Below are 15,518 nucleotides of genomic sequence, written 5' to 3' on the forward strand. Positions count from 1 at the left end.
TAACATAAAAAAGTATAAGAATGTTTTTATATAGGTTAATTTAAGTAAAATCTTTTTAATATATTGTACCATGAAATTTAAATTTGTAAACGTTTCATCGAGAAAAAAATACATTTATTTTTCCACCCAAATTTAAAATGACACAAACGAAATAAATTCCAACTAAAAGTGCAAATAATCCACCAAAATTGCCGTATAGCAGGGTGTATTTAGTCGAATGGTTCATAAACATTAAGAAAATACGGAAGGCTATATTTATGCCAAGAGTTGAAAAGACAGCGCCTGGAAGTCCCTGCACAAATCTCAGACGGCGGTCTGGTGCTAAAACATAAACGCAGGTAAACAGAAATATACTTGTAACTAGCGAAAAAATAAGCGTAAATATATTCATTAAAATAATATTAAACTGATCAATGCCTAAGCGTACAAGAATATACTCACTGATCGCTTCGCTGAAGACATAGGCTGAAATGATAAGGATGATGGAAATGGCAAATAGAATTGTGAAGAGAAAAGATAAAAGCCAGATTTTTAAGTGGCTTCTGCTCTCCTGATTACCATAGTTTTGGTTCATTCCCGTCATGATCGCTCTAGCAGCCAGTGTTGCAAAGAAAAAGGTGAATAAAACTAAAATATAATTGTTGTCTTCAAGGTTTCTGGTAAGCGTGTCAATTAAGGTGCGGACATAATCGTAGGAGAGCTGGGGAAGATACTCTTTTAGAATATCAAAAAGATAATCTTTAAACTGCACAATAAAGCGGCCGACAAAATTGATTAAAAAGATAATCAGCGGAAAGAATGCCATGATAATATAAAAGGACATCTGGGCACAGATACCCCAAAAGTCTGTCCTGTCCATATCCTCTGCCATAAAAATGATGAATTCGGTGAGCTTTGATGTTTTATTCTTCATGGTCTACCTTCCAATCTTCTTCAGCAAAAATAAATTGACGACACAGCCAAAGGTTAGAATAATGCAAAAAACATACACGACGATAATTAAAGAAAAAGGACCTTCGAGGGAATTGAACAGGCTCTCTATCTGTAAATGATTTTTTATAAAAGCCTCATAAAGCCCAATGATGGAGAGCCAGCCCAGACTTACAAACACGCCACCCGGCAATGAGAAAAAGAAAGACATCCGGACAGACGGTGTATACATATAGATGGCGGTCACAAGCAAAGCGATGATCGCGCTGATATAAATCAGGGTAAAGCCCTGCCAGAATTTAATAAAAATATCTGAAAGATTCAGGTACTCAAAAAAGGAGGTCGATATTTTCTGGGTAAAGATATATAGATAAAAAACCACTAAAATTAGAATAACAAGAATAACCAGATAAAGAATAGCCAGCCCCCAGACCAGAAAATAGTTGCGCTTTTCCGGTATCAGCATTACTTTGTTAATGGTTAAGATCAAAGAGCGGACAGCACAAACTGAAGCGTAAAGAATAAAGAAGCCAAAGACAATATTGGCCCAATGGGAGGTTTGGGGCCCGGCGGCGTTTGCAGCAGCCGTGTTAAACATTTCATCTAAAAAACCGGGAAACAAAACTTTCAGGCTCTCAAGCACCTGATCGTTGAGACCCTGGGCAAACCAGCTGAAAAAATTATAGATCAGCATGATAAAAGGAATAAAAGCCAGCAAAACTCGATAAGAAAGCTGTGCGGCAAGGTTAAGGATGCTGTAATTTTTTTTATGATTTTTTACAAAAAAGTAGAATTCATATAAGAGCTTCATTGGACTTATTTCCTTCATTTGTGATTTAGAATAATTATACCACGAAAAAGAAATCTATAACAATGAGATTATCAAACTAAAAGAATGTTTAAAAATGAAGTATACAATTTTGATTTATCTAAAATACTGTATTCATATAGATTGAAATTTTCTGAATAAAGATAAAATGAAGATTCTTTGGTAAAATCAAATACTTTAATTGGATAAATTTTGAAAGAACAAAAAATAAAATTGCATATTTGAGTATTTTTTGATATACTAAAAACAAAATTTGAAGGGATGTGACCGTATAATGCTGAAAAATATAGAAAGCGGACAAAACGTTTCGGCAATGGACGTGTTGGAGACTCAATTATATCAAGAGGTGTTTCCCTATGAAGAGATCCCTAAAATATTGATTTATACACGTTTTTATTCTTTATAATCTGCCGGAAACCATCTGGATTACGGATACCACTTTCCGCGACGGACAGCAGTCCACGCAAATGGTCTTTTGAAGGATGAGTCGATTTGCAATTCCTTTGATACCGATAAGTTTCTGAAACGTCCAGTGGTGGTTAAGGTCAACCAAAGCTCTGGAGCGGCAGGAATTGCAGCATGGATCAATACTCATTATCATTTGGCGGGTTTGGAAAAGTGGAAAAACACGATCTCCGGATAGCTGAGGTGAAGCACTGGATTAATGATGTATATGAGGTGGGCAGAACGGAGGCCATCAGCAACGCTGAGATTGAACAACAGGTGAGAAAAAGCTTTTACTACAGGTATTCATCAGTTTAGTCTGGTAAAATAATACATATATGATGTATAATAATACATGAATTAATTTTGAAGGAGATAAAGAATGGGATTAACTTTAACTGAGAAGATTATTAAAGATCACTTGGTGGTAGGTGAAATGGTCAAAGGGACAGAAATCGGCATCCAAATCGACCAGACATTGACACAGGATTCCACCGGAACCATGGCGTATATGCAGCTGGAGGCCATGGAGGTACCAAGAGTTAAAACAAAACGCTCATTAGCTTATATTGACCATAATATGCTTCAGGAAGGCCCTGAAAATATGGATGACCATATCTATATTCAAACCGTTGCTAAAAAACATGGTGTCTATTTTTCAAAACCTGGCAATGGAATTTGCCACCAGGTTGAAATTGAACGCTTTGGCGTTCCGGGACAGACACTGCTGGGCTCCGACAGCCATACTCCGACAGGCGGCGGGATTGGTATGCTGGCCATTGGCGCCGGCGGCCTGGATGTAGCGGTGGCCATGGCAGGCGGTGAATACTATATCACCATGCCAGAAGTGGTAAAGGTAGAATTGACTGGGAAACTGCGCAAGGGCGTCTCTTCCAAAGATATCATTCTTGAAGTGCTCAGACAATGTACGGTAAAGGGCGGTATCAATAAAGTTTTTGAATATACTGGAGACGGTGTAAAAACACTGACCGTGCCGGAACGCGCGACCGTAACAAATATGGGCGCAGAGCTCGGAGCGACAACCTCTGTTTTCCCTTCAGATGACATGACAAAAGCCTTCCTTGAGGCTCAGGGAAGAGGCGAAGATTTCACAGCGCTGTCCGCAGATTCCGACGCTGTGTACGATCAGGTTGTAAAAGTAGATTTAAGCACGCTGGAGCCATTGACAGCCTGTCCACACAGCCCAGATAAGGTTGTTAAGGTTTCTGAAATTGAAGGACTCAAGGTAAATCAGGTAGCTATCGGAAGCTGTACGAATTCCTCATGGCTTGATTTGATGAAAGTAGCAGCTATTTTGAAAGGGCAGACCGTTGCAGAAAATGTGCAGCTGGTCATTGCGCCAGGCTCCAAACAGGTTTTGACCATGCTGGCAGAAAACGGCGCGCTGGCCGATCTTCTGAATGCCGGTGCCAGAATTCTTGAATGTGGCTGCGGACCATGTATTGGTATGGGGCAGGCGCCGTGTACAGACGGTGTGTCGCTCAGAACCTTTAACCGTAATTTTAAGGGGAGATCTGGGACCGTCAGTGCAGACGTGTATCTTTTAAGCCCGGAAACCGCTGCGATTTCAGCTGTTAAGGGTGTGCTGACAAATCCCCTCGGTAAAGTTGAACTGCCGGATATCGAAATGCCAAAAGATTTTCTGATCAATGATAACGCGGTAGTCCCGCCGGCGCCTGAGGGTGAAAGGGTTGAAGTTATTAAGGGACCAAATATTAAGCCATTCCCGCTTGCCAAGCCACTTGCAGATACAGTGGAAGGAAAAGCTTTGATCGTCGTGGAGGACAACATCACAACAGACCATATCATGCCCTCCAATGCGAAGCTGTTACCGTACCGCTCGAATATCCCATATCTGGCGGATTATTGTCTGGCACCCTGTGATCCGGAATTTCCGCAGCGCGCAAAGGATAATCATGGCGGCTTCATTATCGGCGGACAGAATTATGGGCAGGGCTCGAGCCGTGAGCATGCCGCTTTAGCGCCTGTTTATCTCGGGATTAAAGGGGTTATCACAAAATCTTTTGCCCGTATTCATAAAAATAATCTGATCAATAATGGTATTTTGCCGATGGTGTTTGAGAATGAAGCAGATTATGATAAGATTTCTCTGGGAGATGATCTGATGATTGATAACGCCAGAGAACAGGTAAATACCGGAAGAATTGTTTTGAAGAATAAAACGAAAAATGAAGAATACCCGCTGTTAATCGAAGTGTCTGAACGCCAGAAAGAAATGCTGCAGGCCGGCGGTCTGATCAATTTGATGCGGAGCAAGAATTAAATAAAGGTTATAAAAAATCCCTTTGGTATTTAACCAAAGGGATTTTTGTTTGCGTTTTGCTTATTCCGCACTGTCTGTACTCTCGTCAGGCGTGCCGGAAGTGGATGAATCGCCTGATGGCGTATAATCCTCAGACGGAGGTGCATAATCTGAGTTATCAGAGCTGTTATCAGAATTATCGTATGAGTTGCTACCAGAACTGTCTAATTGTTGTCGATTGATGGTGTTGGCTCGGTTGACTCATTTTCGTTTGAAGAGTTAGTTGTATAGTCCTGATAAGGAGCATTTGGGTCAATGGTGATGCCTGTTGAGCCCCCGGTTCTGTCTGCAATGTTGTTGCTGATCTTCATAAGCTGATCTGTAGGAGTATAGGTATCTATATCATATAAAAATTTATGAAGCACAACAGCATTGTCTGCCAGTGTGTTCGGTACCAGATACCAGACTTCATCAATCATATCGCCAAAGGAAAGCTCGTCAGTAGGAACCCGGAAATCTAAAAATGTTTTGTTTTCAAGTGCCATAAAAGCTTTGGCGTAAGTTGTCATTTCCTGTAAAGATAAGGATGTGGTTACATATGGGTACACCTTGCTTAACAGGTTGAGACCGGTAAAGATATCGACATTGAACGCCTTCTGGACAATTTGTTCAACGACCTCGCGCTGGCGCTGAGTACGCATATAGTCACTGTCACTATAGCGGTTTCGGCAGAATGCAAGGGCTTGAACACCGGTAACCGTCTGTACACCCGTATGCTCCAAAAATGGGTCGTTCTTTTTGACTTTGTCGTTCACGTCCATGATATATTGATTGGTCCAATAAAGAATAGACTCATCAGCAATGTTTACGTCAACACCACCCAGAGCATCTACAGTATCAACGAGACAGTCAAAATTAACAGTCACATAATCTGAGATATTTAAGTCAAAATTTTCGTTTAAAGTTTTAACTGCGAGGGCAGCACCGCCGTAATCATAGGCGGCATTGATTTTTTCATAGCTTACATCATTTTTTTTGCTTTCAGGTATTTTAACCATTAAATCACGCATGACGGAGGTCACTTTAATATTACCAGTTTTAAAATTAAGTGTGGCAATCATGATGGTATCGGAACGGTCACCGTCAACATCGTCACGGCCATCGAGACCAAAAACAGCGATGTTTACAACATCCTCATCCAATAAATCGTTGATGTTAAGCTCGCTTTCGTCCAATTGCTCGCCGGCAATCCCATGCAAAATGCTAAAGCCATACACGGCACCGCTGCCAACTACGATGATCAGGCAGGCCAAAACGATGCACAGTACTTTCTTTTTTAATGTCATATAAAATCCTCTCAAAATTTTAATAATACATATTGTGTGTAAATCAGAACATAAAGGCAATTTAAGCTTATTAATTATAACATAATTTTGATACAAATTGGATACATTTTTAAGAAAATTAAGAAAAAAAATAGACAAATAAAGGCTTGTGCAGTATAATAATATAGATTTAGTCCGCATAAAAGAATAAAAAAAGGTGAAATATATGAAAGTACTTGTAACAGGAAGCAACGGCCAGTTGGGCCGGGAATTAAGTATTCAGCTTAAAGACAAAAATATTAATTTTGTCGGTTATGACATCCCCGAATTTGATATTACAGATAAAGCTGCAATCAGTGAGATCATTACCAAGGAAGAACCAGATGTGATTATTAACTGTGGCGCCATGACAAATGTGGATGGCTGTGAAACAAACCGGGAAGCTGCCTTTAAAATAAACGCAGACGGCCCCAAAAACCTGGCTGAGATTGCAAAAGAAAAAGATATTGTTTTAGTACAGGTTTCAACAGATTATGTCTTTGACGGTGAAGGGATTGCCCAAAATGGACAGCTTCGCCCCTATGTAGAAACAGACCCTGTTGACCCTAAAACAGTGTACGGCGACAGTAAAGCCGCAGGTGAAAAATATGTGGTAGAGGCGATGGATAAATACTTCATTGTCCGTACAGCCTGGCTCTATGGTGATGGCAACAACTTTGTGAAAACCATGCTGAGACTGGCGGAAAATCATCCTCAGCTTACCGTGGTCAGTGATCAGGTGGGAACACCTACCAGCACGGTTGATCTTGCCCGGGCAATCATTGAACTGATCCAGACCAATGCCTATGGAATTTATCACGGAACCTGTGAAGGCCAGTGCAGCTGGTATGATTTCGCGGTTGCTATTTTTGAGAAAAGCGGTGTAAAGATTGATGTTAAGCCAGTCAGCTCAGAGGAATACGCAAGCCCAACTCCCAGACCGCATTATTCTGTGTTAAGAAATAAGGGGCTGGAAGATTTGAAAATCAATGTGTTCAGACCATGGGAAGAAGCATTGTCTGAATACTTAAAATGGTTAAAAGAAAATTGATTGAATAGAGTTAAGGAGAGATATATGAAAGGAATTATTTTAGCCGGAGGGTCCGGAACACGTCTGTATCCCATCACCCGCGCAGTATCCAAGCAATTATTGCCAATTTATGATAAGCCGATGATTTACTATCCGCTGTCGACGTTGATGCTGGCAGGAATTAAGGATATTTTGATTATTTCCACCCCCCATGATTTACCGATGTTTGAACGTTTATTTGGAACGGGTGAGGAGCTGGGATTAAACTTCTCATATAAAGTTCAGGAAGCGCCGAACGGCCTGGCAGAAGCCTTTATTATCGGCGAAGAATTTATTGGGGACGATAAGGTTGCGCTGGTTTTGGGCGACAATATTTTTTATGGACAGGGTTTTACAAAGTCGCTTGCCGCCGCGGCAGAGCTTGAAAAAGGCGCTGTGATCTTTGGCTATCCGGTAACAGACCCAGAGCGCTATGGCGTCGTTGAGTTTGCAGAGGATGGCAGCGTTATTTCCATTGAGGAAAAGCCAACAGAACCAAAGTCCAATTTTGCAGTGCCGGGTCTTTATTTCTATGATAACGACGTGGTGGAGATTGCCAAGAACATTAAGCCCTCACCGAGAGGAGAGCTTGAAATTACAACGGTTAATGAGACCTATCTGAAACGCGGTGATTTAAAAGTTGAGCTTTTCAGCCGTGGGATGGCGTGGCTGGATACCGGTACGCATGACAGCCTGATTGAGGCATCTAATTTTGTGGAAACCATTCAAAAACGCCAGGGCCTTTTTGTTTCCTGTGTGGAAGAGATTGCCTACACAAAAGGATTTATCAATCGGGAACAGCTTCTGAAACTGGCAGATCCCCTTAAAAAAACAGCCTATGGACAGTACTTAATCAACCGGGCAAACGAGAAAAGAGGAGTGAACTAATGGCAGCCATAACAGTGACAAAAACTCAGATTGAAGGACTGGTAATTGTTCAGCCCTCCGTTTTTGGAGATGAACGCGGTTACTTCATGGAAACCTACAATAAAGAAGAATTTGAAAAGCAGGGCCTCGACATGACCTTTATTCAGGACAATGAATCAAAGTCTAAAAAGGGCGTGTTGAGAGGGCTCCACTTTCAAAGAAAATACTCCCAGGGAAAACTGGTACGCTGTACCCAGGGCGCTGTATGGGATGTGGGGGTCGACCTGAGAAAAGGATCACCAACCTACGGTGAGTGGGCCGGTGTTGAGCTGAGCGCAGAAAATAAAACCATGTTCTACATTCCAGAAGGTTTTGCCCATGGTTTTGTTGTCTTATCAGACGAGGCCACCTTCAATTATAAATGTACCAATTTATACGCACCGGAATACGACGGGGGTATTCGATGGAATGACCCGGATATCGGTGTTGAATGGCCCATTGAGGGCCTGGAACTGCTGTTATCCGAAAAAGATCAGAAACAGCCGTTTTTAAAAGATATCAAAGATACATTAGAATTTTAAGAGGAGTTTAAAGATTGAAAACAGTATTAGTGACCGGCGGCGCCGGATTTATTGGTTCGAACTTTGTAAAATATATGCTGGACCAGCATAAGGATTATAAGATTGTCAATCTGGATTTATTAACCTACGCGGGAAATCTGGAAAATCTGACTGATATTGAAGATAATCCGAATTATGAATTTGTGAAAGGGGATATTGCGGATCGCCCTTTTATCAACGATTTATTCAAAAAATACAATTTTGATTTAGTGGTCAACTTTGCCGCCGAATCCCACGTGGATCGCAGCATTGAAAACCCGGAAATCTTTGTGCAGACCAATGTAATGGGGACCCAGGTTCTGCTGGACGCCGCAAAAAATCTCTGGCAGACAGGAAAAGACGAAAACGGCTATCCAACTTATCGTGAAGGCGTAAAATACCTTCAGGTATCTACCGACGAAGTTTATGGTGCCCTTGGAAAAACAGGCATGTTTACCGAGACAACACCGATCCAGCCAAACAGTCCTTATTCTTCGTCCAAAGCTGGCGCGGACCTCCTGGTACGAGCCTATGGAAATACTTTTAAATTTCCAATGAATATTACCCGCTGCTCCAACAACTACGGTCCTTACCAGTTTCCGGAAAAGCTGATTCCACTCATGATTTCCAATGTGGTTGAGCTTAAGAATCTGCCAATTTACGGAGATGGCATGCAGATCAGGGACTGGCTGCATGTAAAAGACCACTGCAGCGGTATTGATACTGTGCTTCACAAAGGCCGTCTGGGTGAAGTGTATAATATCGGCGGAAACAACGAAAAGGCCAATATTGAAATTGTCGACCTGATTATTGCCAATGTCAAAGAAAAATTAAGCAATGACCAGTATAATGGTATCGATACGGATGCTTCAAAGATTTCAGATGATCTGAAAATCCATGTGGAGGACCGTTTAGGCCATGACCGCCGTTATGCCATTGATAACACAAAGATTACAACCGAGCTTGGCTGGTCGCCATCCTATACCTTTGAACAGGGCATTGTTGAGACCATTGACTGGTATTTAAACAATCAGGATTGGCTAAAACAGGTGAAGTCCGGCGGATATCAGGAATACTATGAGAAGATGTATTCTAAGAAGTAGAAAAATGAGATAACTTAAATTAGATGAACTTACCTAATTAGCTTAGGTAAGTTCATCTAATTTAAAGAAGAATTTTCTGGAGGAAACAATTGAGTGAGAATAAAGTACAGAGTACAGGTTTAAGAGCTTATTTTGAAAAGTTTTATAAATATCGACATTTATTGAAGGAATTAGTTTCGCGTGATATTAAAATAAAGTACCGCCGTTCAGTTTTAGGAGTTGCATGGAGTGTTCTAAATCCATTGTTGATGATGCTGGTAATAACCGCTGTTTTTTCAACTATTTTTAAATTTCAAGTTGAAAATTTTCCTGTTTATTATTTAACAGGTTCATTAATATTCGGATTTGTTACAGAAGCAACAAATAATTCAATGACATCAATCATTGATAATGCTCCATTAATTAAAAAGGTTTATATTCCCAAATATATATTTCCATTAGAAAAAGTTAGTTTTGCCTTTGTTAATGCGTTATACTCTTTGATTGCTGTTTTTATTATTATGATTATTTTGAGAGTTCAGGTTAGTTGGACCATAATTATGTTGCCAATCCCATTGATTTATACTTGTATTTTTGCGACGGGTTTAAGCTTGATTTTAGCCACTTTAAATGTATTTTTTAGAGATATTGGACATTTATATAGTGTTTGGACAACCGCGTGGATGTACCTAACACCGATTATTTATCCAGAAGAAATTTTGCCTGGGATAATGAAAACAGTAGTACATTTTAATCCTATGTATTATTATGTTAATTATTTCCGTCAAGTAGTATTATATGGTACAGTTCCAAACCTTACAGATAATCTATTATGTATTGGTATTGGTATTGTTTTCTTGGTCTTAGGATTATGGGTCTTTAAAAGTAATCAGGACAAATTTATTTTACATATATAAAAATGAGGTGTTTATTTGAACGAAAAGATTATTCAGGTTAATAATGTTTCGATGAAATTTAATATGTCAAATGAGAAGTTTGATGGAATTAAGGAATATTTTATCAAACTGATAAAACATGAATTGTATTTTAAAGAGTTTACAGCATTAAATAATGTAAGTGTTGATATAAATAGAGGAGATGTTTTTGGGATTGTTGGCTTGAATGGGTCAGGGAAAAGTACTTTATTAAAAGTAATTTCTGGAATACTAAAACCATCGTCCGGTTCAGTACAAGTACAAGGAAGTATTTCTCCACTGATAGAATTAGGTGCGGGATTTGATATGAATTTGACAGCAACAGAAAATGTGATGTTAAATGGTCTTGTTTTAGGCTATTCTAAACAGCAAATGCTCGATAAAATGGAGGAGATAATTGAGTTTTCTGAATTGCAGCCGTTTATGGATGTAGCAGTTAAAAATTTCTCGTCTGGCATGATTGCCAGATTAGGGTTTGCAATCGCAACATCAGTGCAGCCAGAAATTTTAATTGTTGATGAGATTTTATCTGTTGGAGATTTTTTATTTCAGCAAAAATGTGAAAAAAGAATGAATGAAATGATGGCGGGGGGGACAACAGTGTTAATTGTTTCTCATTCCATTGAACAAATTGAGAGATTATGTACAAGAGTTATGTGGTTGGATAAGGGAAATGTCATTATGATTGGAGGAACTAAAGAAGTCTGTGATGCGTATAAACGGGAAAGAAAATAAACTTAGTTGATTTTACAACAATAGTGGAAATGGATAGATAAGTAATGAAAAAAAAAGAAAAATTTCAAGAAGAATTTTGGATTGAAAATAAAAAATTTAAAACCACCAGTTATATTGCCGAACGACTGAAAGCTAAATATAATAAAAAAGAAAAGTTGTTTTTATTTAGTATTGATACGATTGAAAATAATAAGGAAGATAAATCGGTTTTGATTAGGGGATGGGGGTTGTGTACATTAACGTTTACTCCGCTACAATATTTAGTGCAAAAAGAAATAAAAAAGAAGGCAAGCTTTAAAAGAGTTGTTCGCACAGATGTAAATGAAGCTTTTTCTCTCGATGAAGATTTAAAATCCGGTTTTGAAATTAAAATTGAAAACTATAAAGTTGATAAATATTTTGAATTGGTTTTGAAAACGGAAAATGGCGTTATTTTACCTATAAAAGTAAATAAAAAAAAGATTGAACGTGTGTCAGTTTCGGAGATTATACGTAATACTAAAAATGATATAAAAAATGAAGGAATTAAAGAAACAATCACTAAATTTAATTACAAAAGAAGAACGAAAGAATGGAGCGATTTTGGATATTGGATTTATAAAAATGAAAAATATAGCATTGACAAAGTAAAAAACGATATTGTCAATTTTCAATTTTTGCCGAAAATATCTATTGTGGTACCAGTTTATAATGTTGAAGAACGATGGTTAAGATGCTTTATTAATTCGGTAATAAACCAATATTACATAAACTGGGAGTTATGTATAGCTGATGATTGTTCACCATCTCCACATGTGAAGAAAGTGTTGGATGAATATCAATTGAAAGACCATCGAATCAAAGTTCTCTATCGGCATGAAAACGGACATATTTCGGAGGCTACAAATAGCGCAATAAGTTTAGTGACAGGTGACTACGTTGGTTTTATGGATAATGATGATGAATTATCCCCTTTTGCTTTATATGAATATGTGAAAGCCATAAATGAGGACTCTAGACGTGACTTTATATACTGTGATGAAGATAAAATAGATACTAGAGGAAAGAGATTTGATCCTTTTTTCAAGTCTTCATGGAATAGCGAGTTATTACATAACCATAATTATATAACACATTTTGTACTTGTTAAGAAAAGCTTACTTGACAGAATAGGATTGTTAAAATCTGAGTACAATGGAAGCCAGGATTATGACTTTATTTTAAGGGCAACTGAGAATGCAGAATCCATACATCATATTCCAAAATTGTTATATCATTGGAGGACAATAGAAGGTTCGGTTGCGTTTAATCCTCAGGCAAAGATGTATTGCTATGAAGCTGGGAAAAAAGCTTTGGAGGATTCTTTAGAAAGACATCATATTAAAGGTAAAGTGGAATTAGGAAAATTTTATGGAACATATAAAACGCAATTTGAGTTTGAGACAGAACCCAAAATTACAATTATTGTATTGCTGGAAGAGAATGAGATAAGTACTGTGCTTGGTAAGCTTGAAAATAGCATAGAATATAGCCAAATTGAGTTTGTTTTTGGAATTAAGCGTGAAGATGCAAGTGATCAAGCTGACGAAAGATATAAAAATAAATCAAATATAATTAAAGTCTATAAAAATTGTGATAATAATGAATTGAAAAATTATTGTGCAGAGATAGCAACGGGAGAATATTTACTATTTTTAGAAAAACATGTTGAGATTATAAGTGGAAATTGGATAAAAGAATTGATTAATTTTAGTTATAATAAAAAGATTGGTATTTCAGGAGTGAAAATTGTCGACGCAAAAAATAAAATTTTAAATGTTGGAATGAATTTTGATGTAAATGGCAAGATAAGATATTCGCACCAAGGCTGTGAAGATGACGGAGAGTATAAGGGATATTATTACCGAATCGTAGCTCCACAGTATGTTTTTTCAGTAAGTGATGACTGTCTCTTGATTAAAAAAGATGTTTTTCAATTAATTGGTGGGTATGAAAAGGGATGGTCTTTTCCACTTTCAGCGATTGATTTATGTGTAAAAGTAAAAAAACAAGGTTATAGTGTATTGTTCAATCCATTCGTTAAAGTAAAACAGACGTATAAACATAAACTTTTAGAAGAAAAAAATGAATTGAATCGTTTTAAAGAAAAATGGTCCTTAGACGATTTAATAGATCCATATACAAATATTAATTTAGTAAAAAGAGAGTTAAGATGAAAAAAAAGCAAGGAGAAAGAATCAAATATTTTATTGATAGTATTTTAAAAGATGAAGAAAAGGGGTTGCTGACAATACAAGGTTGGGCTTTTGATCTTTTAAAAAAAGATTCTGTAACGATCGATATTAAAAGCAATGAGAATTTAGAAGAAATTATTATAAGAGAAAAATATCGGACAGATATCATTGAGAAATATAATTTGAATAAAGAAGCTTCAACAGGTTTTTTTATTACATTAAAAGTAAAAGATTTTTCAGGGATTATCCCAATCAAATTCTGTTCTGAAAATGATATTGTAACTTTCCAAGTTTATCCCCGAAAAAAGTATAAAAACTATAATTCAGTAACAGGATCTTCTTCTTATCCTATTATTATGATTAGAAGAGTGTTCGGATATTTAAAACGAAACGGATTAAAAAATACAATAAAACGCATAAAAATTGAAAAAAATAAACGCAATATAAATTATGAAAAATGGATAGCAGACAATGAAAAGGACAACTCGATTGTGGAAGAATCATTAAGTTATACTCCTTTAATATCTGTTGTAATGCCCGTTTATAATGTTGAGGAGAAATGGCTTGTTTTATGTATTAAATCTGTGATAAATCAAACTTATAATAATTGGGAGTTGTGTATAGCGGATGACTGTTCTACGAAACCACACATTAAGAAAATATTAGACCAGTACAGTCAGATGGATTCAAGAATAAAGGTGGTATATCGAACAGAGAACGGACATATTTGTGAAGCGACGAATTCAGCAATAAAAATTGCTAATGGGGAATATGTTGCTTTGTTGGACAATGATGACGAACTGTCTCCTAATGCACTCTATGAGATAGCAAAGGTCTTGAATGTAGATCCAACATACGATTTAATCTACAGTGATGAAGATAAAATAGATAAAAATGGTAAACGAAGGGATCCGGCCTTTAAATCAGATTGGGCACCTGATACACTTCTTTCTACGAATTATATTAGTCATTTAGGTGTATACCGTAAAAATATTATTCAACAGATTGGCGGTTTTAGAAAAGGTTATGAAGGAGCGCAAGATTATGATCTTGTTTTGAGATTTACTGAAAAAACAGACAGGATAGCTCATATATCTAAAATATTATATCACTGGAGAATGTTAGATTCTTCGACAGCTGTAAATCAAGACTCTAAAGGTTACGCGTTTGAAGCGGGATTAAAGGCACTTCAGGATGCAATGGCGCGCCGTGGTATAGAAGCATTTGTGAAGCATGGCGCGAGCCCAGGCTTATACGATGTTTACTATAATGTAGCAAAAGAAGAACTGGTGTCAATCATTATACCAACAAGAGATAATGCAAATGACTTGAAGAAATGTATTGATTCAATCTTTAAAAAGACAACTTACCCAAAATATGAAGTGATTATTGCTAACAATGGCAGCAGAGAAAAAGAAACGACTGATTTATTGGAATTGTATAAGGAAAAATATGATAATTTTAAAGTTGTAGACATAAATATTCCTTTTAATTTTTCTAAAATAAATAATATCGCGTCAGACCATGCAAATGGAAAGTATTTGTTGTTTTTGAATAATGATACGGAGGTTATCAATAATAATTGGCTTAGTAATATGGTTTCATTCGCACAATTTGAGCGAATCGGTGCTGTTGGAGCAAAACTATATTATCCGGACGATACCATTCAGCATGCTGGTGTTATCGTTGGGCATAGTGGTGTCGCAGGCCATGGTCATGTGGAATTTCCTAAAGGAGATCTAGGATATTTTGGGCGGTTAGCGATTAATTGCAATTATTTAGCTGTCACAGCTGCATGTATGATGGTTAAAAAAGAAGATTTTAGCAGAATCGGTGGGTTTAATGAAGGATTGGCGGTAGCTTTTAATGATGTTGATTTGTGTATTCGCTTATATGAAGCTGGTAAAGTAAATGTTTGGTTACATGAAACGGAGTTATATCATTTTGAGTCAAAATCCAGAGGCGCTGAAAATACATGTGAAAAACAGAAAAGGTTTGATGAAGAAGAACGTTATATGCATAAAAAATGGAAAAAGTATATAAAAAATGACCCGTATTATAATCCGAATTTGTCATTGAAGTATGGAGATTATTCATTGAAAATATAAAACTTTGTATACATTGTTTTTGGTTGAATCTAAAATACGTTTATAATGTTTTTTGATGT

At 37.3% G+C, this 15,518-nt stretch carries 13 protein-coding genes; 10 read left to right on the top strand and 3 right to left on the bottom strand.

The annotated features are described in order from the left end of the window. Positions 1-94: 94 nt before the first annotated feature. Both B2M23_RS07170 and B2M23_RS07175 read right to left on the bottom strand, forming a co-directional pair. Positions 95-913: a YihY/virulence factor BrkB family protein gene (locus B2M23_RS07170; RefSeq protein ID WP_038353077.1), complete on the bottom strand. Its 819-nt coding sequence runs from the start codon at positions 911-913 to the stop codon at positions 95-97. 3 nt (positions 914-916) lie between these two features. Next, the gene (locus B2M23_RS07175; RefSeq protein ID WP_038353076.1) at positions 917-1,741 is read right to left on the bottom strand and encodes a YihY/virulence factor BrkB family protein; all 825 of its coding nucleotides are present in this window, start codon (positions 1,739-1,741) and stop codon (positions 917-919) included. 597 nt (positions 1,742-2,338) lie between these two features. Here B2M23_RS07175 and B2M23_RS07180 point away from each other — a divergent pair. Together B2M23_RS07180 and B2M23_RS07185 are read left to right on the top strand one after the other, a co-directional pair. Further along, on the top strand, positions 2,339-2,521 hold the full coding sequence (locus tag B2M23_RS07180) for a hypothetical protein (RefSeq protein WP_038353075.1): 183 nt from the start codon (positions 2,339-2,341) through the stop codon (positions 2,519-2,521). Between the two features lie 64 nt (positions 2,522-2,585). After that, positions 2,586-4,508 carry an aconitate hydratase gene (locus B2M23_RS07185; RefSeq protein ID WP_038353074.1) on the top strand — a complete coding sequence of 641 codons (1,923 nt, stop codon included), beginning with the start codon at positions 2,586-2,588 and terminating at the stop codon, positions 4,506-4,508. A 203-nt stretch (positions 4,509-4,711) separates the two neighbouring features. On the opposite strand, the gene B2M23_RS07190 is transcribed toward B2M23_RS07185, so the two are convergent. Next, positions 4,712-5,833 (bottom strand): LCP family protein, encoded by a 1,122-nt coding sequence (locus B2M23_RS07190; protein WP_052237347.1) that lies wholly within the window; start codon positions 5,831-5,833, stop codon positions 4,712-4,714. A 205-nt stretch (positions 5,834-6,038) separates the two neighbouring features. Here B2M23_RS07190 and rfbD point away from each other — a divergent pair, with 205 nt between their 5' ends. From rfbD to B2M23_RS07230, 8 genes are all read left to right on the top strand, one after another. Continuing rightward, positions 6,039-6,902, top strand: a complete 864-nt coding sequence (gene rfbD / locus B2M23_RS07195; RefSeq protein ID WP_038353073.1) for a dTDP-4-dehydrorhamnose reductase — start codon at positions 6,039-6,041, stop codon at positions 6,900-6,902. A gap of 24 nt (positions 6,903-6,926) precedes the next feature. Beyond that, positions 6,927-7,808: a glucose-1-phosphate thymidylyltransferase RfbA gene (gene rfbA / locus B2M23_RS07200; protein ID WP_038353072.1), complete on the top strand. Its 882-nt coding sequence runs from the start codon at positions 6,927-6,929 to the stop codon at positions 7,806-7,808. After that, positions 7,808-8,368 carry a dTDP-4-dehydrorhamnose 3,5-epimerase gene (gene rfbC, locus B2M23_RS07205; protein WP_038353071.1) on the top strand — a complete coding sequence of 187 codons (561 nt, stop codon included), beginning with the start codon at positions 7,808-7,810 and terminating at the stop codon, positions 8,366-8,368. Before rfbA ends, rfbC begins: the two co-directional genes overlap by 1 nt. Before the next feature lie 14 nt (positions 8,369-8,382). Further along, a complete protein-coding gene (gene rfbB, locus B2M23_RS07210; RefSeq protein ID WP_038353070.1) occupies positions 8,383-9,489 on the top strand; it encodes a dTDP-glucose 4,6-dehydratase in 1,107 nt (368 codons plus the stop codon). Positions 9,490-9,578: 89 nt separating this feature from the next. After that, positions 9,579-10,385: an ABC transporter permease gene (locus tag B2M23_RS07215; RefSeq protein ID WP_038353069.1), complete on the top strand. Its 807-nt coding sequence runs from the start codon at positions 9,579-9,581 to the stop codon at positions 10,383-10,385. A 51-nt stretch (positions 10,386-10,436) separates the two neighbouring features. Continuing rightward, a complete protein-coding gene (locus B2M23_RS07220; protein WP_038353176.1) occupies positions 10,437-11,138 on the top strand; it encodes an ABC transporter ATP-binding protein in 702 nt (233 codons plus the stop codon). Between the two features lie 44 nt (positions 11,139-11,182). Further along, on the top strand, positions 11,183-13,333 hold the full coding sequence (locus B2M23_RS07225) for a glycosyltransferase family 2 protein (protein ID WP_052237346.1): 2,151 nt from the start codon (positions 11,183-11,185) through the stop codon (positions 13,331-13,333). Then, a complete protein-coding gene (locus B2M23_RS07230) occupies positions 13,330-15,459 on the top strand; it encodes a glycosyltransferase family 2 protein (RefSeq protein WP_038353068.1) in 2,130 nt (709 codons plus the stop codon). The genes B2M23_RS07225 and B2M23_RS07230 overlap by 4 nt, the downstream gene beginning before the upstream one ends. Positions 15,460-15,518: the final 59 nt, after the last annotated feature.

This window comes from Eubacterium limosum, assembly GCF_000807675.2.
Lineage (GTDB): Bacteria > Bacillota > Clostridia > Eubacteriales > Eubacteriaceae > Eubacterium > Eubacterium limosum.

Bases quoted from the DNA above. Each gene is read 5' to 3' on its own strand.
- B2M23_RS07175 (WP_038353076.1), bottom strand. From the start codon at position 1,741: ATGAAGCTCTTATATGAATTCTACTTTTTTGTAAAAAATCATAAAAAA.
- B2M23_RS07220 (WP_038353176.1), top strand. From the start codon at position 10,437: ATGAAATTTAATATGTCAAATGAGAAGTTTGATGGAATTAAGGAATAT.
- B2M23_RS07170 (WP_038353077.1), bottom strand. From the start codon at position 913: ATGAAGAATAAAACATCAAAGCTCACCGAATTCATCATTTTTATGGCA.
- rfbA (WP_038353072.1), top strand. From the start codon at position 6,927: ATGAAAGGAATTATTTTAGCCGGAGGGTCCGGAACACGTCTGTATCCC.
- rfbC (WP_038353071.1), top strand. From the start codon at position 7,808: ATGGCAGCCATAACAGTGACAAAAACTCAGATTGAAGGACTGGTAATT.
- B2M23_RS07185 (WP_038353074.1), top strand. From the start codon at position 2,586: ATGGGATTAACTTTAACTGAGAAGATTATTAAAGATCACTTGGTGGTA.
- B2M23_RS07190 (WP_052237347.1), bottom strand. From the start codon at position 5,833: ATGACATTAAAAAAGAAAGTACTGTGCATCGTTTTGGCCTGCCTGATC.
- B2M23_RS07230 (WP_038353068.1), top strand. From the start codon at position 13,330: ATGAAAAAAAAGCAAGGAGAAAGAATCAAATATTTTATTGATAGTATT.
- B2M23_RS07225 (WP_052237346.1), top strand. From the start codon at position 11,183: ATGAAAAAAAAAGAAAAATTTCAAGAAGAATTTTGGATTGAAAATAAA.
- B2M23_RS07180 (WP_038353075.1), top strand. From the start codon at position 2,339: ATGGATCAATACTCATTATCATTTGGCGGGTTTGGAAAAGTGGAAAAA.
- rfbD (WP_038353073.1), top strand. From the start codon at position 6,039: ATGAAAGTACTTGTAACAGGAAGCAACGGCCAGTTGGGCCGGGAATTA.